The organism is Fodinibius sp. AD559 (genome assembly GCF_052712805.1).
The window spans coordinates 399,148-422,133 of the sequence record NZ_JBQPVW010000003.1 but is presented as its reverse complement, the minus strand read 5'-3'; the positions used below and the strand labels follow the sequence as shown (position 1 = coordinate 422,133).

21 protein-coding genes are annotated in these 22,986 nt (G+C 43.5%); 13 read left to right on the top strand and 8 right to left on the bottom strand.

Translation table 11 applies throughout. The features are described from left to right. Positions 1–45: 45 nt before the first annotated feature. Both ACQ4LT_RS07540 and ACQ4LT_RS07535 read left to right on the top strand, forming a co-directional pair. On the top strand, positions 46–372 hold the full coding sequence (locus tag ACQ4LT_RS07540) for a ribonuclease E inhibitor RraB (RefSeq protein ID WP_445665417.1): 327 nt from the start codon (positions 46–48) through the stop codon (positions 370–372). Positions 373–463: 91 nt separating this feature from the next. Continuing rightward, complete coding sequence (locus ACQ4LT_RS07535) at positions 464–1,699, top strand: M48 family metallopeptidase (RefSeq protein ID WP_445665416.1); 1,236 nt, start codon at positions 464–466, stop codon at positions 1,697–1,699. Positions 1,700–1,984: 285 nt separating this feature from the next. Here the strand turns inward: ACQ4LT_RS07535 and ACQ4LT_RS07530 are convergent, their stop codons facing one another. Continuing rightward, entirely contained in the window at positions 1,985–2,353 is a 369-nt protein-coding gene (locus ACQ4LT_RS07530) for an endonuclease domain-containing protein (protein WP_445665415.1), read from the bottom strand. 285 nt (positions 2,354–2,638) lie between these two features. On the opposite strand from ACQ4LT_RS07530, the gene sigZ reads away from it, so the two are divergent. The 8 genes from sigZ (at position 2,639) to ACQ4LT_RS07490 (ending at position 11,453) form a co-directional block, all read left to right on the top strand. After that, positions 2,639–3,247, top strand: a complete 609-nt coding sequence (gene sigZ, locus ACQ4LT_RS07525; protein ID WP_445665414.1) for an RNA polymerase sigma factor SigZ — start codon at positions 2,639–2,641, stop codon at positions 3,245–3,247. Positions 3,248–3,775: 528 nt separating this feature from the next. Continuing rightward, positions 3,776–4,171, top strand: coding sequence for an ArsI/CadI family heavy metal resistance metalloenzyme (locus ACQ4LT_RS07520; RefSeq protein ID WP_445665413.1), 396 nt, complete (start codon positions 3,776–3,778; stop codon positions 4,169–4,171). 135 nt (positions 4,172–4,306) lie between these two features. Beyond that, on the top strand, positions 4,307–5,425 hold the full coding sequence (locus ACQ4LT_RS07515; RefSeq protein WP_445665412.1) for a trans-sulfuration enzyme family protein: 1,119 nt from the start codon (positions 4,307–4,309) through the stop codon (positions 5,423–5,425). Positions 5,426–5,493: 68 nt separating this feature from the next. After that, positions 5,494–5,826: a hypothetical protein gene (locus ACQ4LT_RS07510; protein ID WP_445665411.1), complete on the top strand. Its 333-nt coding sequence runs from the start codon at positions 5,494–5,496 to the stop codon at positions 5,824–5,826. 194 nt (positions 5,827–6,020) lie between these two features. Then, on the top strand, positions 6,021–7,826 hold the full coding sequence (sucB, locus tag ACQ4LT_RS07505; protein WP_445665410.1) for a 2-oxoglutarate dehydrogenase, E2 component, dihydrolipoamide succinyltransferase: 1,806 nt from the start codon (positions 6,021–6,023) through the stop codon (positions 7,824–7,826). Positions 7,827–7,895: 69 nt separating this feature from the next. Then, entirely contained in the window at positions 7,896–8,744 is an 849-nt protein-coding gene (panC, locus tag ACQ4LT_RS07500) for a pantoate--beta-alanine ligase (RefSeq protein ID WP_445665409.1), read from the top strand. Positions 8,745–8,752: 8 nt separating this feature from the next. Further along, positions 8,753–9,175: an aspartate 1-decarboxylase gene (gene panD / locus ACQ4LT_RS07495; protein ID WP_445665408.1), complete on the top strand. Its 423-nt coding sequence runs from the start codon at positions 8,753–8,755 to the stop codon at positions 9,173–9,175. Between the two features lie 238 nt (positions 9,176–9,413). Next, on the top strand, positions 9,414–11,453 hold the full coding sequence (locus tag ACQ4LT_RS07490) for a prolyl oligopeptidase family serine peptidase (protein ID WP_445665407.1): 2,040 nt from the start codon (positions 9,414–9,416) through the stop codon (positions 11,451–11,453). 222 nt (positions 11,454–11,675) lie between these two features. Here ACQ4LT_RS07490 and ACQ4LT_RS07485 read toward each other — a convergent pair whose 3' ends face one another. From ACQ4LT_RS07485 to ACQ4LT_RS07465, 5 genes are all read right to left on the bottom strand, one after another. Then, positions 11,676–13,046, bottom strand: a complete 1,371-nt coding sequence (locus ACQ4LT_RS07485) for a dipeptidase (protein ID WP_445665406.1) — start codon at positions 13,044–13,046, stop codon at positions 11,676–11,678. A gap of 102 nt (positions 13,047–13,148) precedes the next feature. Then, positions 13,149–13,931: a GW dipeptide domain-containing protein gene (locus ACQ4LT_RS07480; protein WP_445665405.1), complete on the bottom strand. Its 783-nt coding sequence runs from the start codon at positions 13,929–13,931 to the stop codon at positions 13,149–13,151. A gap of 2 nt (positions 13,932–13,933) precedes the next feature. After that, positions 13,934–15,721, bottom strand: coding sequence for a BatD family protein (locus tag ACQ4LT_RS07475; RefSeq protein WP_445665404.1), 1,788 nt, complete (start codon positions 15,719–15,721; stop codon positions 13,934–13,936). After that, complete coding sequence (locus ACQ4LT_RS07470) at positions 15,705–16,430, bottom strand: tetratricopeptide repeat protein (RefSeq protein ID WP_445665403.1); 726 nt, start codon at positions 16,428–16,430, stop codon at positions 15,705–15,707. The genes ACQ4LT_RS07475 and ACQ4LT_RS07470 overlap by 17 nt, the downstream gene beginning before the upstream one ends. 62 nt (positions 16,431–16,492) lie before the next feature. Then, on the bottom strand, positions 16,493–17,266 hold the full coding sequence (locus tag ACQ4LT_RS07465; RefSeq protein WP_445665402.1) for a YebC/PmpR family DNA-binding transcriptional regulator: 774 nt from the start codon (positions 17,264–17,266) through the stop codon (positions 16,493–16,495). Positions 17,267–17,481: 215 nt separating this feature from the next. On the opposite strand from ACQ4LT_RS07465, the gene bshA reads away from it, so the two are divergent. Both bshA and ACQ4LT_RS07455 read left to right on the top strand, forming a co-directional pair. Next, the gene (gene bshA, locus ACQ4LT_RS07460; RefSeq protein WP_445665401.1) at positions 17,482–18,633 is read left to right on the top strand and encodes an N-acetyl-alpha-D-glucosaminyl L-malate synthase BshA; all 1,152 of its coding nucleotides are present in this window, start codon (positions 17,482–17,484) and stop codon (positions 18,631–18,633) included. Positions 18,634–18,686: 53 nt separating this feature from the next. Beyond that, entirely contained in the window at positions 18,687–19,580 is an 894-nt protein-coding gene (locus ACQ4LT_RS07455) for a DMT family transporter (RefSeq protein ID WP_445665400.1), read from the top strand. A 24-nt stretch (positions 19,581–19,604) separates the two neighbouring features. Here the strand turns inward: ACQ4LT_RS07455 and ACQ4LT_RS07450 are convergent, their stop codons facing one another. Continuing rightward, positions 19,605–20,402 (bottom strand): tryptophan-rich sensory protein, encoded by a 798-nt coding sequence (locus tag ACQ4LT_RS07450; protein ID WP_445665399.1) that lies wholly within the window; start codon positions 20,400–20,402, stop codon positions 19,605–19,607. A 130-nt stretch (positions 20,403–20,532) separates the two neighbouring features. Further along, on the bottom strand, positions 20,533–21,747 hold the full coding sequence (sucC, locus tag ACQ4LT_RS07445; protein ID WP_445665398.1) for an ADP-forming succinate--CoA ligase subunit beta: 1,215 nt from the start codon (positions 21,745–21,747) through the stop codon (positions 20,533–20,535). 301 nt (positions 21,748–22,048) lie between these two features. Here sucC and ACQ4LT_RS07440 point away from each other — a divergent pair, with 301 nt between their 5' ends. Continuing rightward, complete coding sequence (locus tag ACQ4LT_RS07440; protein WP_445665397.1) at positions 22,049–22,945, top strand: SMP-30/gluconolactonase/LRE family protein; 897 nt, start codon at positions 22,049–22,051, stop codon at positions 22,943–22,945. Positions 22,946–22,986: the final 41 nt, after the last annotated feature.

Here is a 22,986-nt window from a genome sequence, read left to right as displayed (position 1 = left end):
TGGAATTAAGAAAAAAATCAGAGCCTAAAATTAATTTCACTAACAATGGCACGAAAAACAGTAGAACAGATGGCAGTTAATAATATCGAAACGCCGGATGGTGATCTGGACGTAGAGCAATCCATGGAGTTCTTTTTGTATTTCCCAACCGAGTGGGATGCTTATGTAACCAAGTCTTGTCTGATGAATTTACAGTTTGATACTTCGGTGCATTATTCCCAATCGTCTGAAAATTGGTTGTGCCTGGCAAAAAAAGAGATCAAACCTACCAAGGGTCGACTTTTAGAGCTCAAAAACTTTTTTGAGCGGCTTTCAAAGGCCAAGAATGGAAATTATGATGGCTGGGGTACGGCCGTTGAGATGGATGAGTAGGTATTTCATCCGAACAATTTTGCTTATCTTTTATGATCCTCTTTATTGAGTACATTATTTAAATTTCTCGCTCTCAAATTTTTAGTTTAGTATGAACATTTTTGCAGTCATTATTTTAGCCACACTGGCCATTGATTTTATCCTCAATCTGGTTAGCGATTACCTAAATCTAAAGTCACTGGACGAGGGTTTGCCCGACGAGTTCAGCGATGTCTATGATGAAGAGACCTATGAGAAATCCCAGCGCTATACCAAAGAGCGGACGAAGTTTGGCATTTTAACCTCGGTATTTAACCTGGCACTGTTGCTGGTCTTTTGGTTTGCCGGTGGATTTCAATGGCTGGATGAGATCGTTCGAAGCTGGCAGCTGGGAGTTATCTGGACCGGCTTGGTGTATATTGGGATTTTAATTTTTGCTAAACAGTTGCTTTCTCTGCCTTTCAGTATTTATTCCACTTTTGTGATCGAAGAGAAATACGGTTTTAACAAAACGACGCCTAAAACGTTTGTATTGGATCTGGTTAAAGGATTGGGACTAAGTATTCTGCTGGGCGGTCCGCTGCTGGGTGGGATACTGGTATTTTTTACCTTTATCGATCAATATGCGTGGTTGTACGCATGGGGTGCGGTGACGGCCTTTACGCTCTTTATTCAGTTTATAGCACCTACCTGGATTATGCCGATCTTCAACGATTTTGAACCACTCGATGAGGAGAGTGATCTGCGTCAGAAAATTCGCGATTACGCTGACAAGGTAAACTTTGCTATGGAAGGGGTGTATGTGATGGATGGTTCCAAACGAAGCAGTAAATCAAATGCGTTTTTTACAGGGTTCGGAAAGAACAAACGTATTGCACTCTACGATACGCTGATTGAAAATCATGAGGAAGATGAACTGGTGGCGGTGCTGGCCCACGAAATCGGTCATTATAAAAAGAAGCATATCATTAAGAATATGGGGATCAGCATTTTTCAGACCGGTATTATGTTCTTTTTGCTGTCGATATTTTTGAATTCGGAGGGCTTATTCGATGCGTTCTTTATGGAGCAGATGTCGGTCTATGCGGGGCTTATTTTCTTTGGGATGCTTTATGCGCCCATAGATATGATTGTGTCGGTCTTTATGCAGATACTGTCGCGTAAATATGAGTTCGAAGCTGATGAGTTTGCTTCGAAGACCTACAAAAAAGAGCCGATGATCGACGCCTTGAAAAAGCTCTCAAAGGATAACTTGTCGAACCTGACGCCTCATCCGTTTTACGTGTTTTTGAACTATTCACATCCCCCGGTGCTGGAGCGAATAAAAGCGATTAGGGCTACAGATTAACACAGATATCGTGGTCTCGACCCGCAGTAGTGTTATGGAATGAGAGAACCCTGTCATCTCGACCGAAGGGAGCGATCTTTGTTTTGGATAAATAGCAGTAAGTTAAAAACTAATATTTCTCATTTCGCATAGTTACATTCGAAATGACAAGATGCTGTTTGTAAGATTAATCTCCCTAAATCCCTCTTCTCCCACCGAATACTCGGGACAGGCAAGAGGGACTTAAAGATTCATCAATTTAAACAACGAGTTCCTCCTTGGAGAAGGAGGACAGGAGGATTGAAATTACATGTTACCTGGCAGATAACTTTCCAAGACTCGAATAACATTATTAAGATCATTACGAATTTCCGTCTCAGAAAATCGCACAGTAGTATAGCCCAATTTCTCTAAGCTGTTATCCCTTAGTTTATCCTCTTCAAATTTAAAGTTGTGAGAGTAGCCATCAACTTCGATAATTAGTTTAAGTTTTCTGGAAATGAAATCTACGATATAATCGTTGATGCAAAATTGGCGGTTGAATTGGTAGCCGTGGAATTGCTTGGCTCGTAAAACTTTATTCCAAAGAATAGCCTCTCCTTTAGTTCCATCCTTTCGAAGCTTTCTAGCCAGTTCTTTGTGTTCCTTATTGTAATGTGATTTCTTTTTACTCATTTCTCTTGATGTATTCGTAATTGTAATCTCTTTTTCTCTTACTGAGTATTTATAGGTACTTAATGTAGTAAAAGAGTTCTTCCTTAGAAAAGGAAGACAGAAGGATTAAATTATAATGGTTCATCAATCTCCCTAAATCCCTCTTCTCCAAGAGGGACTTAAAGATTCATCAATTTAAACAACGAGTTCCTCCTTGGAGAAGGAGGACAGGAGGATTGATTTTTTGAAACGATGTAATCGGCTTAATTTATATCTCAAAAAATTGAAATTCGTATTTTAAGACGTATGTCAGACAACCAGCTCAATACCGAATTACTTTGGCGAAAATTCAGTGACCAGGTGCGGGGATTTATCCGTTCCAAAGTGTCAAATGATGAGGAGGCCGATGATGTGCTCCAGGATATTTTTATTCGTATCCATAAAGGAATTGAGGATTTGCGGCACGAAGATCGTGTGCAGTCATGGGTGTTTGGGATAGCCCGTCGTGCCTTGGCTGATCACTATCGGCAAAAAGGAAGAGATAAGGAAAAGCCAGCCGGTACTGAGATTAAAATGGATGGGGATGAAGATCCGATTTTGGATTTGAATAAGTTCGAGGGGGAGCATGATGTGCACGAAGAGGTGCTTTCATGGCTGATACCGATGATTGATGAACTGCCGGAAAAGTATGGCAAACCGCTAAAAATGGCAGATGTGGAGGGCAAACCCCAGCAGGAGGTTGCTAATTATCTGGGATTGTCGCTATCGGGGGCAAAATCCCGAGTTCAACGGGCGCGACAAAAGCTGGGTGAGGTTTTGTCGGCCTGTTGTGAGGTGCAATTTGGAGAAGAGGGACGTGCTGTGGCCTATCACAAAATTAGAGATGAGGATAAAGATGAATCCTGCGAAGATTGATAGAAATTTCTTGAGCTTATTATCATAAGAAAATACGAATCAAGAATATTTGGTGGTGTCCCTTTTGGCTTGATCCAAAAGGGACTAAAAGATCAAGGCTCAAGAATTGTAAACCAGCTTCACCTAAAGAATAGGTGGATTTCGATGGTCCTTTTTCTATATGTCCCTGAGATTAGAAAATTACCGGTACAAAATCCACAATCACATTCTTTTGTCTCAGCTTCCAATTCTTAGGCCGACCTACAATCGTAAAGCTAAACATATGGAGCGATCCAGCTTGCTTCTGTTACTATACCGTTACGAAATTATCCCCCCTGTTCTGCAATTATAATTAATTAGGTCGGAAAAATTTATAGCAAGCGATCTCCTCCTTCAAATACTTCATTTTCTTAATTCCATTAGGTACAAAACAGGCTCAACAGATAATTAAAAATAATCTGAGTTAATTTTGCGTCTTTTTCGATTGGTCCACGACTACATAGGGTGAAGACGTATTAACAATCATCCTAAAACAAAACGGTGACTATTATGAAACGTATGCACGTAATGTTAAAAGTGAATGACCTTAATGAATCAGTGGAATTTTACAGCACGCTCTTTGGCGTAGCCCCAACGAAGCAAAAGGAGGATTACGCGAAGTGGATGCTCGATGATCCCCGCGTAAATTTTTCAATAGCCGAACGTGAGGGAGCTAAAGGAATTGAGCATCTTGGGATCGAGGCCGAGACTAAAGAAGAGCTTCAAGAGCTGCGATCCAATATTGATAGCACGCATGGACTGGCCCGAGATGAAGGTGAAACGACCTGCTGTTACGCTAATTCCGATAAAAGCTGGATTAGCGATCCACAAGGCGTAGAGTGGGAGGCTTTTCATACTTTCGGAGAAAGTGAAAGTTACACGGCTGAAGAAAAAGCGTGTTGTTAAAACATAAATTTGCACCCGATCCCTAATTACTGGGATCGGGTTTTTCTAATTAGAAGAACTTTACGACCTTACTGTTCGTGTTTTAAATTGTGCAAAAGAATATTACATCATTCTAAAAAAGACCTCTCACTTATTATGCGTACCGAGACCAAAGCTATTCACGCCGCCATGGAAGTGGCAAATAATAATCCGGATATCGTTCCGCCGGTACATCGGTCAACTGTTTATGAACTTGATAAAGAAGGCCGCTCCGAGGGCGACTGGCACTATACGCGACTTGAAAATCCCAACCGGGTGCAGTGGGAGCAGGTGCTCAAAGTGATGGAAGAAGGCGAAGCAGCCGCGGCTTTTTCAAGTGGAGTGGCAGCAGCTTCGGCCGTTCTACGGGCGCTGCATCCGGGTGATCATATCATCATTCCCGAAGATGTGTATGCCGGGAATCGGAAGTTGGTTAATAAGCTGATGAAGCCTTGGGGGTTGCAGGCAGACTTTATCGATATGACCGACCTGCAAAATATCGCAGATCATATTAATGATGATACCAAGTTGATCTGGATAGAGACGCCTTCGAATCCGTTGTTTAGCATTATGGATATTGAGGCGATCAGCGATTTAGCGCATGAAAATGGAGCGATTGTTTGCGTAGATAATACGTGGCCGACCCCCATCAATCAGATGCCACTGAAGCTGGGGGCTGATCTGGTGTTACACTCAACGACTAAATATTTTGGGGGACACAGTGATATTTTGGGCGGGGCAGTAATAGCAAAAAAACAGAATGAACGTTTTGAGAAGATCCGATTGGTTCAGCGCGTAGGCGGCGCGGTGCCTTCCCCTGATGATTGTTGGATGCTGGCCCGCAGTACGCGAACGTTGCCATATCGCATGAAAGGACATAACCAAAATGCTGAAACGCTGGCTCGTTTTCTGCAAAATCATCCAAAGGTAGAAAAGGTGTTTTATCCTGGCTTGGCGACACATGCTGGCCACAAAATTGCCGAACAACAGATGAGCGGGTTTGGCGGTATGATTTCATTTTTGATTGACGGCAATGCTGATGAAGCGATTAATATTGTTGGACGATCTAAGCTGATTGGCCGGGCAACCAGTTTGGGTGGCGTAGAAAGTACCTGGGAACATCGCCGTAGCAGTGAGGGCGAAGGTTCAATTACACCTGAAAACTTAATTCGCATCAGCGTTGGCTTAGAACACGCAGATGACCTCTTGGAGGATTTGGAGCAAGCGTTAGCGTAAAGCGTGGTACGTATTGCGTATTATCTAACCTGATTAAGCAATACGAAATCCGCACAAATCTCACAAAGATGTCCAAAATCGTATTTTACATAAAACTGGTTCATTCTTTCCTCTTTTTACTGATTGGGATCAGTACCGTTTGTGTTTTAGTAACGGCAGTGTTGGATCAGGTGAATGCGCTTACCTGGTGGGCATTTGGAGTTGCTATTGTAGAACTGTTAGTCTTATTGTTGAATAACTGGCGCTGTCCGCTTACCGATTTGGCCGAGCAACATGGTGCTGAAGTCGGATCGGTGGCAGACCTGTTTTTGCCGGAATGGTTATCCGATCGTTTATTTGGTGTTTTTGGGATTGTGTTTGTCGCCACTTGCCTTCTGTTAGCTTGGCGCTTATTGGTTTAGCTACTCGATAAAGTAGTTTCGGAATAGTAATTGAGTTAACTAAACAGTTACTTAAATATTTGTCCTACTGTCCTAAATATTTTGATCTAACCCCATTTATTGTGATCTTTGGGAGCTGTTTTCTGAACGCTGAAAGCAGTATTTTTATTGAAGGTATTTATATTCAAAATTTTAATAATATAATCTGAGTAACGATGGCCAGAGTTGAAGTAGAAATGCCCCAGATGGGCGAATCGGTAATGGAAGGGACTGTCATTGAATGGGCGAAAGCAGTAGGTGACAAAGTGGAAGAAGATGAAACCCTTTTGGAAATTGCTACCGATAAGGTGGATACCGAAGTGCCCTCACCCCAAGCCGGAATCCTCATCGAAATGTTAGCCGAAGAAGGGGACACTATTGAAGTTGGTCAGGCCATTGCGGTTATCGAAACCGACCCTGATGCAGCGGATACTTCTGATAGTGGAAGTGGAGCTGCTGAAGAAGCTGAAGTTCAAGAGCAGGCCGAGGAAAGCGAGGAAGAGCCACAGCAAGAAGAAGTAGTGGCAGAGGAATCATCCGAAGAACCTTCTGGCGGAGATAGTGATGAGGAAGGAGAACGCATAGAGGTTCAGATGCCTCAAATGGGAGAATCCGTGATGGAAGGAACGGTCATCGAATGGGCAAAGTCAGTTGGTGATGAAGTCGAAGAAGATGAAACGCTCCTCGAAATTTCTACTGATAAGGTAGATACTGAAGTGCCTTCACCACAGGCCGGTACACTGGTAGAAATTCTGGTCGAAGAGGGTGATACCGTTGAAGTTGGTCAGACTATTGCAATTATTGCAACCGGAAAAGCAGCATCAGCTTCTGCCGATACGAAAAGTGCTTCTACTTCCGATACTCAAAAAACGAAACAAGAAACTACATCTACACAGAAAAAAGAGTCTCAGCCTGCTCAAACTACAAGTTCTAATGGAGCGCCATCCGGTGGGTCTGAGCCGCAGCGTATTGGCAGTGACGGACGATTTTACTCACCATTAGTGCGATCTATTGCAAAAGAGGAAGGCATTTCTCAGGAAGAGCTGGAAAGTATTGAAGGTTCGGGGCAGGGCGGACGCGTATCCAAGGAAGATATGATGAACTACCTTGAGGAACGAAAGGCCCAGCCAACACAGCAAGCGCAACCTGCTGCACAGGAGCCTGAACTGAGCAAGCCTGGCAAGAAAGAGGCGGCCCCTGCACAAGGTGAACAGCGTTCTATTTCTGCCGGGGAACTCGATATTGAGCGTCCATCCGAAAACGTGGAACGTGTTAAGATGGATCGTATGCGTAAGATGATTGCCGAGCATATGGTTCGCTCTAAGCAAACCTCGGCACATGTTACGACATTTTCCGAGGTGGATGTCACTAAACTTGTACGCTGGCGTGAAGCTCATAAGCAGGAGTTCAAAGAGCGAGCCGGTGTTAAATTGACCTATACGCCGCTCTTTATTGAAAAGATTATACAGGCAATGCGCGAATTTCCGCTTATTAATAGTTCGGTGGATACCGAGAATGATGAGATTATCCTGAAGCGCGATATAAACTTTGGCTTGGCCGTTGCGCTGGGCGAAGGCGGTAAGGGTGGATTGATTGTTCCTGTTATTAAGAAAGCACAGGAAAAGAACTTGGTTGGGCTGGCCAAGTCGGTCAATGATTTAGCTCTTAAAGCGCGTAATAAAAATCTAAATCCTGATGATCTTGTGGGCGGTACTTTTACGCTTACCAACTACGGAAGTGTAGGCAACTTAATGGGAACCCCCATTATCAACCAGCCGCAGGTAGCAATTATGGGAACGGGTGCTATTGAAAAACGTCCGGTTGTTCGCGAAACTTCCGAAGGCGATGTGATTGCGATCCGCCATATGATGTATCTGTCGATGAGTTATGATCACCGTATTGTCGACGGTGCTCACGGTGGTGCATTTCTCAATCGTGTTAAGGGATTGTTGGAGGATTTTGATCCCGAACGTGCGGTTTAGACAACTCAAATTATAATAATATGGAAGAAGGGGTTTATTGCAATAAGCCCCTTCTTTTTTGTGATTGCCATGGAAGCACAGCGAACCATTGATGACATTCGTGGGAAGGTACAATCCCTGAAAAAAGAGGGTAATACCATTGCGTTTGTCCCTACCATGGGCGCCCTTCATGAGGGACACTTATCTCTTTTTCGGCTGGCTCAGAAACATGCCGATGAAGTGGTCGCCTCTATCTATGTAAATCCCGAGCAGTTTGCTCCCGACGAGGACTTTGAGGAATACCCCCGTGAGCTCGAAAACGATTTGGCAAAGTGTGAGGAAGAAGGGATTGCGGAAGTTTTTGCTCCTACGGATGAAATTATGTATTCCGGGGAGCAGTATTTGAGTATCGAAATTGAGGAGCTTAATGAATATATGGACGGGGGTTCGCGGCCCGGTTTTTTTGAGGGAATCCTGCTGGTTGTGAATAAGCTATTTAATATTATTGAGCCTGACTTTGCTGTGTTTGGTCAGAAAGATATTCAGCAGTTTCGTATTTTGCAGCAGATGGTAACGGAGTTTAATCATGATGTAGAACTGGTTATGGGTCCAATTAAACGGGCCAATGACGGTCTGGCACTGAGTAGCCGTAACAAGTATCTGAATGATGAGCAGCGTAAGCTGGCTCCCGGCTTATATCGCTCTCTGCAATATGTGGGAAAACAAATTTCTGACGGGGCTAAGAACGTTGAGCTGCTGCTGGAGCATCAAAAAAATGAATTAGAAGCAAAAGGATTCAAAATTGATTATCTTAACCTGTTTTCTTTCGAGAAGATGAAACCGGTTGTAAAGCCGGAATCCGGCAGCAAATATATTTTGGCCGGAGCCGTTTACTTGGGGGAAACACGCTTAATTGATAATCTTATTATTGAAAAATAGCTACGACCATGAAGCTGACGATGTTCAAATCCAAATTGCATCAGATGAAGGTAACAGAGGCAAACCTTCATTACGAGGGAAGCATTACGATTGACCAAGAGTTACTCGATGAAGCGGACCTCCTTCCCTACGAAAAAGTACAGGTCGTAAATATTACCAACGGCGAACGTATTGAAACCTACACGATTCCCGGAGATGCCGGTTCGCGTGTGTGTTGCCTGAATGGAGCTGCTGCACGAAAAACACAGGTGGGCGATCGGGTTATTATCATTTCATATGCCGAGATGACGCCCGAAGAAGCCAAGGACTTCAAGCCCAAAGTAGTTATTGTGGATGAGAATAATGATCCCAAAACTATTGTGGATGAATCTGAATATGCCACTAAGTATGACCTCGAAAAGGGAGTAGTGGATAATTCTGTTAGCAAATAATAATCAATGGTGTATCAAACCTGGGAGTTGAATTAACAATAGAATTACTCCAACCCGGCAGGATGCATTTTTGATGGTTTTTTATCAAGAGAGGGCTTTTCTGAGAAATATTAGGTAAAAGTTTGTTTATCTGTGGTAATATAGATTGAAGCACGGCATTCAATTAACTATCATTGTTTTAGCTATAATTGCTGAATTACTGTTGTATAGCTGATTCAGATTCACAAAATAATTTTTTATGAAACGTTTACTGCTTCCTCTTTTTATCCTCATTTTATTACCTCTCATGACGGTTGCGCAATCTGAGCAACCTTTTACCGGCATGGATGTGTTTGAATTGCAGTGGGTTCAAGACCCACAAATTTCTCCGGATGGAGAACACATTGTTTATTCTCGTGGGCAGATGGACAAAATGAAAGACAAACGCATATCTCGGCTTTGGATAATGGGTGCCGATGGTTCCAATCACCGTAAGCTTACCGGTCGGGATATCAACGAAAGCAATCCACGATGGTCGCCCGACGGCAGCCGGATTGCCTTTACTTCTTCATCGGAAGATGACGGCAGTGAAATTTATATTTATTGGGTGGAGAGTGGTGCTTTGTCTCGTATCACTCAGCTGGAGGAGTCGCCGAGCGGCATAACGTGGTCGCCCGATGGAGAGCATCTGGCTTTTAATATGAAGGTGAAGGAGGCTAATCCTAAACTGGCAGATTCTAAACCCCCTCCTGAAGGAGCTGAGTGGGCTGAAAGTCCTCGAGTAACGACTCGACTTAATTACGAGTCTGACGGCTCCGGCTATATTGATCCGGGCTTTACACATATATTTACCGTGCCGGCCGAGGGTGGAGCGCCGCGTCAAATTACTGAAGGTGATTATCATTACTCAGGCGATCCTGTGTGGAGTAGTAACGGCGAACGGTTGTTTTTCTCGGCCAACTTGAACGAGGACTGGGAGCGTGATCGAAGGGAGTCAGAGTTGTATACAGTGGATGTCGAAAGCGGTGATATTGAACAGTTGACTGATCGAGATGGGCCGGATTACAGAGCAAGAGTATCGCCTGATGGAGAAACAATTGCGTACCTGGGGTATGATGACAAGGTACAGACCTATCAGCTAACTGAGCTCTATACGATGGATGCTGATGGAAGTAGCAAACAGGAAATTGAACTAAATTTGGATCGAAGTATCTCGTCTATTCAGTGGGATGAAGACGGGCAGGGTCTGTATTTTATGTACGATGATGAGGGCAATACCAAAATTGGTTACACTACGCTCGAAGGAGAAACGTCCGTAGTGGCCAATAACGTGGGCGGAACTACGGTTGCTCGTCCGTATGGTGGCGGCTCTTATTCGGTAGCCGATAATGGCACGATTGCATATAATGAAACCACGCCATACTACCCTGCAGAGTTGGCTGTAACCAAGCGAAATCAAGGAGAACGAAGCAGGCTCACAGGGCTAAATGATGCGTTGCTCAACTATCGTGAGCTGGGGCAGGTAGAAGAAATCTGGTACACTTCTTCCGTTGACGGACGTCAAATTCAGGGCTGGATTGTGAAGCCGCCCAGCTTTGATCCCGATAAAACATATCCGTTAGTTGTCGAAAATCATGGCGGACCAATTTCGAATTACGGCGATCGATTTTCTCCTGAAATTCAACTTTACGCTTCGGCCGGTTATGTGGTGTTTTATCCCAATCCACGCGGCAGTACCGGTTACGGAGAAGAGTTTGGAAACTTACTCTACCACGACTATCCCGGCAATGATTACCATGATGTAATGGATGGAGTGGATGCAGTGCTTGGAAAAGGATATATAGATGAAGACAACTTGTTTGTTACTGGCGGTAGTGCCGGAGGTACGATGACCTCGTGGATGGTTGGTAAGACCAATCAATTTGAGGCTGCGGCGGTTATTAAGCCGGTGATGAACTGGATCAGTAAAACACTTACGGCCGATAATTATTATGGCTATGCCCATTACCGCTATCCGGGTCAGCCATGGGAAAATTTTGATGCATACTGGGAGCATTCTCCCGTTTCTTTAGTTGGTAATATAGAAACACCGACGATGGTGATGGTTGGGACTGATGATCTGCGCACACCACCTTCCGAAGCTAAACAACTTTATAGCGCGCTTCAGCTTCGCAAGATTGAAACCGCTTATGTTGAGATGCCCGGTGCGTCACATTTTATTGCCAATCGTCCGAGTCAGCTTATCGATAAAGTTGAAAACATTATCGCTTGGTTCGAGCGATATCGTACGGATAAATAGTTCGTTTAAATATTGATTGGTACAATCCACAGGGTTCTTTTCCAATTAGATGAGTCTGTAATAAATACTTCCTTATTATTCAGAAAACCCTACTGGGTTAGGTTGCCGAAATAAAAAAAGGTCACGAACCAGAGGTCCGTGACCAGATGAAGTTTTTGATAGATTTACAGTATATAATTCTCGTTCCGTACCTCTGGTGCGGAACGTTCCCGATTTTAAATATTAGCTGTAATTGGGCAGCACCTCAAAGAATTTAGCCGAAGTGTGAATACCCCGATAGAAATCCTTAAGTGCAAACTTTTCATTGGGCGAATGGATGGCATCGCTGTCCAGGCCAAAGCCCATCAAGATGGATTGTGCGCCCAACACTTTCTGAAAATCGGCGACAATAGGAATCGACCCTCCTTCGCGGGTAAAGAGTGGCTCTTTGTCATAGACTGCTTCAAAAGCATCGGCTGCAGCTTGTAGTCCATAAAATGTTAAATCTGTTATAGCCGGATGCCCCCCGTGATGCTCGTCTACTTCAACGGTAACAGTATCCGGAGCTATCGATTCGACATGTTCTTTAAAGAGCTTTGCTATTTTCTTGGGATCCTGATCGGGCACCAAGCGCATACTTACTTTGGCTCCGGCTTTTGCAGGAAGTACTGTTTTGGCCCCCTCACCTTGGTAACCGCTCCACATGCCGTTCACGTCCAACGTGGGACGAGCGGAGGTGCGTTCCAAGGTGTTGTATCCTTTTTCGCCTTTGAGCGCTTTAAGGCCCAGTTTTTCTTTGTATTCTTCTTCGTCGAAAGGAAGGTTGCTATATGTCTCACGTTCTTCGTCGGTAAGCTTAATCACATCATCGTAAAATCCGGGAATCTGGATAACCCCGTCGTCATCTTTGAGCTGAGCAATAATTTCACATAATACATTAGCGGGGTTGTCAACGGCTCCGCCATATACGCCGGAGTGTAGATCTCTATTGGGACCCTGAACATTTATTTCCATATACGCCAGTCCGCGAAGTCCGTAGGTGATCGATGGCGTATCTTCGGCAAACATGGCCGTATCTGAAATGAGCACCATGTCGCATTCGAGCAGTTCTTTATGCTCCTTGATAAATGGCACAAGGTTGGGAGATCCTACCTCTTCTTCGCCCTCATAAATAAACTTAATATTTACCGGAAAGTCGGTGTCGGTTTTCTGGTAGGCTTCCAGTGCCTTTATGTGAGTATATAATTGTCCTTTGTCGTCTGCGGCACCGCGGGCATAGATATCGCCGTCGCGTACTTTGGGATCAAAGGGTGGGGTTTCCCATAAATCCATAGGATCGGGCGGTTGTACATCGTAGTGTCCGTACACTAATACCGTAGGCTTCGACTCATCCGTAATGAGTTCACCGTAAACAATGGGATTACCGTCGGTTTCAAAAACTTCAGCACGATCAAGGTCAAGGTTGTTGAGCTTATCGAGCAGGAAGTTTGCGCCGTCGATGACCTCGTTTTTGTATTCCGAATCGGTGCTAATGCTGGGAATGCGTAAAAAATCGAACAGCTCGTGCTTGAACTGTTCTTTGTTCATATCAATATAATCGGCTACTTCAGACATAATAAAATGATTGTGATTTGTCCTTGTTAGGAGATTGTTGTGTTGCGTATTTTGTATTCCGTTTAGGTAAATAAAAACGCGCTACAGAATACGCAATAACAATCAGAGTATAAGTATCTCACGGTTCGGAATCCATCCATACAGTCCATTGCTCATGCGTACATACGCCCAGCCCTGTTGTGAATTGCTTTGACGATGGTCTACGGTGAATGTATATCCTTCATAAGCGCGACTTACAATGGGGGCTTCCTCGGTAGGTTCTTCTAAGACAGATACCTTTTCGGTTACCATCACTGCTTTGCTGTATCGTTCGCTAATGTATTGCGTGTAAAAACTGGTGGCGATGATAATTAGTGCTGCCCCAATAAGAGAAATGCCCCCGATACGTAATACATTGGGATAGGCCTGTAAAAACCAATGTGCAATAAAAATAAATATTCCAATATTCAGGGTGATGATTCCTATCAGTAGAATGTTTTTAGCCCCGAAATGGTCCTGCAGCCAGTCGGTAGCTATATCCCAAGGCAGTTTGGGGAGCACGGCTGATTGGCGGCTGAATTGTGATTCTACAAACTCCAGTGCATTGTGAGCCTGTTGCTCTGTCTCCTCGAATTGGGAAGCTTTTAAAAAGTAATATTTTGCTTTTCCAAGCGAGTCGATACGCTGGTAGCTGATGCCCATATTTAAAAATAGCGCACCTGAGACAGTGTTTTGTTCCTCCAGATTTTGATACAACGATATGGCCTGTTGATAGTCACCCTCCTGGAGCATTTCATTGGCATTATCGAAAAGAGCTTGTGCATTTTGCTGGGCAAAGCTGAGGGTAGCCAATCCCCCGAAAAGAAATAGGAAAAGAAATGTTTTTGTAAATCGATTGGTAAACACGGTTATAATACTTTTTGCAGTTTTTCGAGCGTACTTTTAGCCAATCCAACATGCGATTTAAGATAAGCATGGGTGGTATTAGGAGCGTAGCTTATAGAAGCAGATTTATCCAATAGCATGCGTACGTTCTTAACTAAATTTTCTTCGATGTCTTGTTCTTTGAGCGCTTCTATATAATCCTGGTTAGACAATCCTGCTTCCGGCATGTTCAGTCGATCGCTAATAAATCCTGTGATCCCTTTTTGTAGTAAATTATAGGCCTGCTTGATGTCTCCTTGTTTAGAAACTTCAACAGCTTTCTCGAGGCGTTGCTGTGCTTTGTCGGATGCTTTGACTGATCGGGCAAAGGCCGTATCCGTTTGCATTTTTTCGGCATACGATTTTCTCCAGTATGCTATTCCAGCAATAATCAGTGGTATAATTAATCCCCCCCAAAGCCACCATACTCCCAGAAGATTTGTTGGCTCTGGTGATACGGTAATCCAGCTGGCAAGTCCTGTAATAGGTGAAATGGGGAATTGTCCGGGACTTTCTGAGGCGGTTGTGGCTTCCGGATTTTCGTCAATAGAAAAGGTAAGCGATTCGAGGGTGGTGGTAATATATCGGTCGCGCGATGGATTATAGTATGAAACTGTTTTTGCGGGGATAGTGTAATTGCCCGGTGAACGAGCAATTATAACATCAGTAAATGATTTGCTGCCGCTAATAGTACTGTTTCTGCGATTAAGTCGCGTGTTTTCCCGAGGCTCATAAATTTCAAGTCCGTCGGGCAGATCGTAATTAGGTTTTGAAATAAGCGGGATGTTGCCCGAGCCTCTTACGCGCGTTTCAATTTCGATAGATTCGCCCACAAGGGCATTGCTGATACTGATACTTCGGGAAATATCAAAATCACCGACTGCACCCAAGTAGGTGGCATCATTAGTGGGCGAAAGGGGTTGAACATCTACCGTTATGGGATCACTGGATAGTTCGACCTCACGCTGGTTGCTGCCGAAACCGCTGAAGAAACTGCTGAATGGATCGTTATTGGATCGGGCCGAGCGGACGGCAACAACAATTTTATAGGGACTAATTTCCAGTTCGCCTGATTTGGTAGGGAATAGCGAAAATTGGAGCAGCCGAGCTTTGCGATATCGAACACCATCTAAAACAGTAGATTTAGCTCGGGGACGTCCGGAATTTTCCAGTTCCTCTTTCCAAAATCCCTCAGCCTTCCATCCGGGTACGGGCTGGTAAGAGTTGACTTCTAATCCATCCCTGAAATACAAGATGACATCAGTAATAATTTGTTGGCCGGTTACCGGTTGTTTGTCGGAAACTTCGAGCTTTAGAAAAATATCCGGTTGTTCCGAAGAATCCTCTGACGTGGCCGACTCGTTGCGATCAATCACATTTACCGGAATGGGATCAGTGGAATAGGTTTCCCCATCAATAGAAACGTTGACAGCCGGTAATTGGAATTCCCCTTTTTCCTGGGCGATAAGATAGTAGCTATAAGTGTATGACACGGAGCTTTGACCGTTTACATAACGATAGCTTCGGGAGGTGGATGGATTATCGCTCAGTAAGCGAAAATTTTGAAACTGGGGCAGATCGGGCCGGGATACATTGTTGAAATTGCCACTTATTTCAATCGATAGGCTAACACGTTCGCCAGTATATACGGTGGTTTGAGACAAGCTGGCTTCAACAGTAACATTCGATTGTGCCCAGCTGAATGGACTCCCAAGGAGTACGAAAACGAGAAAAAAGCCGACTGTTAAAAATGATTTACCAATCTTTCTCATTGGAACTATTGCTGGACTCCGTTTTCTGTTTTTTAAATTGTTTAAGCAGTTCTTTCTCTTTCTGTTCCAGGGCTTCTAATATTTTTTGTGCCTGGGCTTTACTCATCTTTTGGGGCTGCTGCTTTTTTTGGTTCTGCTTATTTTGATTTTGCTGGTCCTGTTGGTTTTGCTGCTGGCCCTGCTGATTTTGTTGATCTTGCTGCTGTTGTTGGTCTTGTTTTTGATCTTGGTTCTGCTCGTTATTCTTTTGCTGCTGGTTTTGTTGGTTCTGTTTATTTTGATTTTGCTGATTCTGTTGCTCTTGTTTCTTTTTCTTGGCAAGCTCAAAATTATGTTTTGCATCGGCATCCCCGGCCATATAACGAAGCGATTTTTTAAAATAGTCAACAGCCTTATCCCACTTTTTATTATCAGATAATACTTTACCAATATTATAATTGGCTTTGGCTTTTTCTTCGGCGCTGTTGGTCATCGATTTATACTGCTCGAACGCGCGGATGGCTTCTTCACTTTGTCCCGATTTAGCCAGGGCCGAAGCTAAGTTGAAATGGAGTTTTGTATTTTCAGGATCGGCATCAATAGCTTTTTTGTATAGTGAGATGGCTTCTTCGTAGTTGCCTTCATTGTAGGCCTCATTGGCCTTACGGGCGTCTTCGAGGGACGCCCCCAAGAGTAAAAAACTTATCATCAAAGCCCAAACGTATCTCATTGTACTGTCCTTAATTATTGTTCATCGCATTAACGAAAAAGGTTAACTAAAAATTGTAAAACTTACTCTATCTGCTCCGCTATAGCCAGTGTTTCGTCATCCATTTTCATATTCGTAAATACATTGGATACATCATCATTATCTTCGAACTTTTCCATCAGCTTAAAGTTCGATTCTGCCACGTTAGGTTCTACTTTCACTTCGGTCATGGGTATGCGAATCAGCTCGGCCGAATCAATATCGTAGCCCATGTCCTCGAGCTCATCCTTCACTTCGTACATCGATTCGCGGCCGGTTGTTACGTTTAAAACCTTGCCATCGGTATCAATATCTTCTGCTCCGGCATCAATGGCTTGCAACATAAATTCTTCTTCGTCGATTTCCTGCTCCTGCTCTTCCTTTTTAATGCGGATCATTCCTTTTTGTTCAAATAAATAGCCGACGGAGCCGTCCGTGCCCAAGTTGCCGCCGTGGGACGAAAAAATATGGCGAATCTCACCTACCGTACGATTGTAGTTGTTAGTCGTTACTTCAATAAAATAAGCGATACCACCGGGACCGTATCCCTCATAGGTGGCATCTTCATATTTACCGTCGCCCTCGTCGAGTTCGCCCGTACCTTTTTTGATGGCACGCTCGATATTATCCTTCGGAACGTTATCGCTTTTAGCATTATTGATGGCTGTATCAAGCCTGGGATTCATTTCCGGATCGCCGCCGCCTTCGCGTGCAGCAACAGAAATTTCACGCAGATGCTTGTTGAAAATCTTATTCCGCTTTTTGTCTTCTTTCTTTTTTTTATGCTTTATATTAGACCATTTGGAATGACCAGCCATAGGTTGATATCTGTTTTTTGAACAAAAAGTGTATTTGGGTACAGGGGATCTCCAAAAAAATCCTAAGCCTTTAATATAATAGATAACTGACTTTGCACCTAATATGGGATTGTACGAAATGAGATACACTGTTATTTTGTTCGGATGAAATGTTAAACTCAATGAAGTATTACAAAAACAGTAATACCGGCTTAATTTTTTAAAGTAACTATTAGATGAATATAGGAATTGTTTGTTATCCCACTTTTGGTGGAAGCGGTGTTGTTGCTACGGAATTAGCTAAGGGATTGGGCAAGCGCGATCATAATGTTCACATTTTAAGTTATGCACGTCCGGCCCGGCTCGATACCTTTCGGACAAACATATCATATCACGAAGTGAACATGAATACCTATCCGCTGTTTGAATACCCACCGTACGATTTGGCACTGGCAAACCAGATGGCGAGCCTTATCGAGTACGAAAAGATTGATATTTTACATGTGCATTACGCTATTCCGCATGCAACCAGCGCTTATTTGGCGAAGCAGATATTAGGAGAAAAGGCAGAGCACGTCCCTCTCATTACAACGTTGCACGGTACCGATATTACCATTGTGGGGAGCGATCCCAGCTACAAGAATGTGGTTGATTTTTCGATCAATCAGAGCGATGGCGTTACGGCAGTGTCTGAGTATCTTCGTGAGGAAACCTACGAACGTTTCGATATCAAAAGGGATATCGAGGTTATTCCCAACTTTATTGATCTCGATCGCTTTCAAAAATCAGATAAAAACCATTTTAAAAAGGCCATTTGTCCGAATGGTGAAAAGGTAGTAGTACATGTATCTAACTTTAGGGAGGTGAAACGGGTTCCGGAAGTAGTCAGTGTTTTTGCACGAATTTTGGAGAATGATATTGAGGCAAAACTACTTTTGGTTGGTGATGGTCCTGATCGACAACGAGCAGAAAAGCGTTGCCGCGAGCTGGGGATATGTGATCATGTTCGTTTTTTGGGTAAGCAGGATCAAGTTGAGGATATTTTGTCAATCGCCGATCTGTTTTTGATTCCATCAGGGTCAGAAACTTTTGGGCTGGCCGCACTTGAGGCGATGAGCTGCAGTGTGCCGGTGATCAGTTCAAATATTGGAGGATTACCCGAAGTCAATATTCATGGTGAAACAGGTTATTTATGTGATCTCGATGATATTGATTGTATGGGCGATTATGCCGTTAAAATTTTATCGGATGAGAACTTACATAAGGAGCTTGCTGAAAATGCCCGTAAACAGGCTAAAACATTTGAGATGAGTAAGGTCATCACCCAATACGAGCAGTATTACAAAGAGTGCAGGCAACAGATGTCCCAGTCGAGTAAAGCTAGTTAATCCTATTCGTTTATATTATCTGTTTATCTACTGGCTAATAAATATACCATCCTATGACTAATTCCAGGGTTTCGTTGCGTGCCATTGGGTATATTATTTTTGGGGCCGCAATGGTAAGCTTTACATCTGTGTTGGTGGAGTTGGCTAATGTTGGACCAACAGTTTCGGCATTTTACCGGATGCTTTTTGGCGGAGTTATTCTGTTGGGAATAACGGTTATTAAAAGTGATCGGTTGTGGTTTGGGATAAAAAGTCTGGCCATTCCTTTTGTTTGTGCTTTTTTGTTTAGCATGGATCTGTTTTTCTGGCACCGGAGCATCAACTTTGTGGGGCCGGGACTGGCTACGATACTTGGAAATATGCAGGTATTTTTTGTAGCTATACTGGCCGTTATTTTTCTGAAAGAGAAACTCGGTTGGCGATTACTGGTGGCTATTCCTTTTGCGGTGGTGGGATTGTTTATGATTGTTCGAACAGGATGGGGAGAGCAGGGGGGTGCCGTAGAGATGGGCGTGCTTTATGGATTACTCACAGCACTAACATATGCACTTTATATTCTTACACTTCGCAAATCACAGTCGGCGGGCTATAAGCTACGCTTTTCGTTGATTCCCAATATGATGTGGATCAGCCTGATGTCGGCAGCTATTTTAGGTATTACGGTTGTGATCGAACCAGGGGCTCATTTTGGCATTCCGGACCTACAGACCTGGGTAGCTTTAATTGGACTTGGAATTATGGGGCAGGTTCTTGGTTGGGTTTCTATATCGAAAGGGTTGCCGCATGTAAATGCCTCGGTGGCGGGATTGGCACTGCTGCTTCAGCCGGCCTTGGCGTTTGGGTGGGATATTCTTTTCTTCGATCGTCCCACAACGCTGCTCGAATATGTTGGTGCAGCTATTGTATTGGCTGCTATTTACTTGGGAGCAACAAAAATGAAGAAATAAATAGAAATTCGGCATAATAGGTAATTAGCTTTCCCTCATCTGTTTAAATTTGATATGTGGAGCAGTATGTCTGTTCTGGTAACCGTGTATTGAAATAGCTACAAATAATATTACTGAAACGGTGAATGCCGTAATAACGATTGGTTGATAGGTACCCCAGTTTGTAACTGCTACAGCGATTAATGCCCAGATGCCAACTAATGCAAATTCACGCATATTGCGGGTAATAATCATAAACAGATTTATAAGTCCCGCTGCTACAATCATAATTATGGCCCAAGTGACATCGCTGATCCCCAAACCCTCCCAACCTATTTTAGTAAGATATGCTGATATATTTGCAATCACGGCTACGGTAATCCATCCGGAATAAAAACAAAATGGCCACCAGAGCAGGACAATTTTAGGAAAGGGGGCATCCCATCGCTCCATGTTTGTATTGACGATGATCTTCATCAATGAAATTAATAGAACGGCTATCAGTATAACGGATAGTCCAATATAATCGTGGACCCAAGCAATAAGCCAAAAGCTGTTGGCAATACAGCTTATAACAAACCACCAGCCTATTTGAAGGATAAAGCTATCGTTATCTACTTTCTTGAAAAGTCCACGAGCCTGATAGATAACAAACCCTATAAGCATCAGGTAAATAAATCCCCATATCGAAAACGCATAGCCTGCGGGTGTAAAAAGATTATCATATCGGGCTGAAATGTCACCGATTGTTTGACCGTTAATGAGTCCTGCACCTGCCACATAGTTCAAAATGATGGTAACAATAAGTGCGACGATGTTAGCAATTTGTAGTGTTTTCTTCATGATAGTTAGCTGGATTATATGGAATGTCCTGTGCACAAAACTGATGTGCTGCTCAGACTGTTCCTTTAAATAAAAAACCCCGTCAGAGTTTGTAGCTCTGACAGGGTTAATGTCTAAGTTGTTTATCTGTTTACGAAGCAGGTGCCAGTACTTTCGATACTTCTTCGGCTGCTTCTTTAAGAAGAACGGCGGAGATTACATTCAGGTCTGAGTTATCAATAATCTCTTTCGCTTCTTCGGCGTTAGTACCTTGCAGACGAACAATGATAGGTACATCTTCCACTTTTTTAGCAATTTCAGGATCTTTGACGGCCTCAATTACACCGTTGGCAACACGATCACAGCGGACAATTCCACCGAAGATGTTGATGAGGATTGCTTTTACATTTTTGTCTTCGAGGATAATCCGGAATCCGTTTTTAACAGTTTCAACATTGGCACTACCACCTACATCTAAAAAGTTAGCCGGTTCGCCGCCGGAAAGCTTGATAATATCCATAGTAGCCATGGCAAGTCCGGCACCATTTACCATACAGCCGACATTTCCATCAAGTTTAATGTAACTGAGCCCGTACTCGGATGCTTCGAGCTCAACGGGATTTTCTTCTGATTTATCGCGTAGTTCTTCAATATCAGGGTGACGGAAGAGCGCGTTGTCATCAAAGGTCATCTTGGCATCAAGCGCCATCACATCGCCACTTGGGGTAAGAACCAGCGGATTGATTTCCACCATATTGGCGTCTGTATCCAAATAGCAGTTGTACAATGCCATAATAAACTTCACGGCTTTTTTGAAGGCATCGCCTTCAAGTCCCAATGCGAAAGCCAAATGGCGTGCCTGGTTGTGCTGCAGATCCATGCCCGGCTCAACCCATTCCTTAACAATTTTTTCAGGGGTTTCTTCCGCTACTTTCTCGATTTCTACACCACCTTCGGTAGAAACCATGATAACGTTTTTGCTTTTGGAGCGGTCGAGCAGAATACCGAGATAAAATTCCTGTTCAATGTCTACGCCATCGGTAACATAGATGCGCTGAACTTTCTGTCCCTCTTCACCGGTTTGTTTCGTGACCAACACATCGCCGAGCAGCGATTCGGCCGCATCGCGAACCTCATCAATTGTTTTACAGAGAATTACACCGCTTGCGCCGCTGTTTTTGGTTTTACCTTTACCGCGTCCACCGGCATGAATTTGGGCTTTAACCACAAAAAGAGATGATCCGTTCTCTTTCATCTCCTTCGCTGCTTCAACTGCTTCGTCAACAGAAGTAGTTGCTACACCGGCCGGGACGGCAACATTGTAGTCTTCTAAAAGTTCTTTTGCTTGATACTCATGAATTTTCATAACAACAATCGTATAGTTAGTAATTACTTCAGTTTAGCTCGTCAAAATGGGATGGTGTGAACATCCCGAAATACCGTATCAAAATTGAGCGATTAATATAACAAATGAATGGCAAGAATTTTAGGACTTTGGATTTTAATATTTCGCTGGTGACCGATCCACTTCTGTACGATTTCCAATTTATTTTTAGTGGGAGGAATTCTTTAGTACTTTTGTGATATTGAATCGATGAGTCTTGCTGTCTGTTCGCAGGGAGAAGGTAAAAGAGGGTCTAATTTCAGAGTGTTTAAACAAAATTATTATGAAGAAAGTATCTAAAACATTTTTTGCATCATTAATGATGATGGTTTTGCCGGTTATGTTAACATTTGGACAGCAGATTGTTGAGGAAGATGCTGAGCCTGAAATAATTACTGACGGGTATGAGTTTACGGAAGGTCCGCTCTGGCACGATTCGGGATATTTGTTGTTTAGTGATATCCCGGCTAATACAGTTTATAAATGGACGCCTGCTGAAGGGGCTGATATATATTTAAAACCCAGCGGCCGTTCGAACGGACTTACTTTTGATCAGAATGGGAATCTGTTGCTGGCTCAGCATGATGGTCTTGTCTCACGATTAACGGGAGATAAAGAACTTACCGTAGTGGCCGATAGTTACAATGGCAAACGGCTGAACAGTCCCAATGACCTTACGGTAAAGTCAGACAGTTCCATCTACTTCACGGATCCATCTTTTGGAGTATCGGATGAAGATAAGGAACTGGATTTTAACGGGGTGTATCGCTATTCCAAAGAGGATGGCCTGCAGTTACTGACGGATGACTTTGATCTGCCTAATGGGATTGTTTTTTCACCTGATGAGTCCCGATTGTACGTAAATGATACTCGTCATAATCATATACGAGTGTTTGATGTAAATGAAGATGGGTCGTTAGCAAATGGAAGAATGTTTGCCGAAATGGAATCGGATGCCGAGGGTGCAGCGGATGGAATGAAAGTAGATACTGACGGGAATCTGTATTCTACAGGACCGGGCGGATTGTGGGTGTTTTCTCCTGAGGGAGAAGTGTTACAACAAGTTGAAACTCCGGATCGAGTTACCAATTTGGCATGGGGTGGTTCCGAGAATTCGACATTGTTTTTAACGGCACCTAATGCAGTTTACAAGCTGGAGACCAATAAAACAGGGATGTGATAGATGTTATTTTATTTGAATCAAGCTGGTTTTTGTCTTGG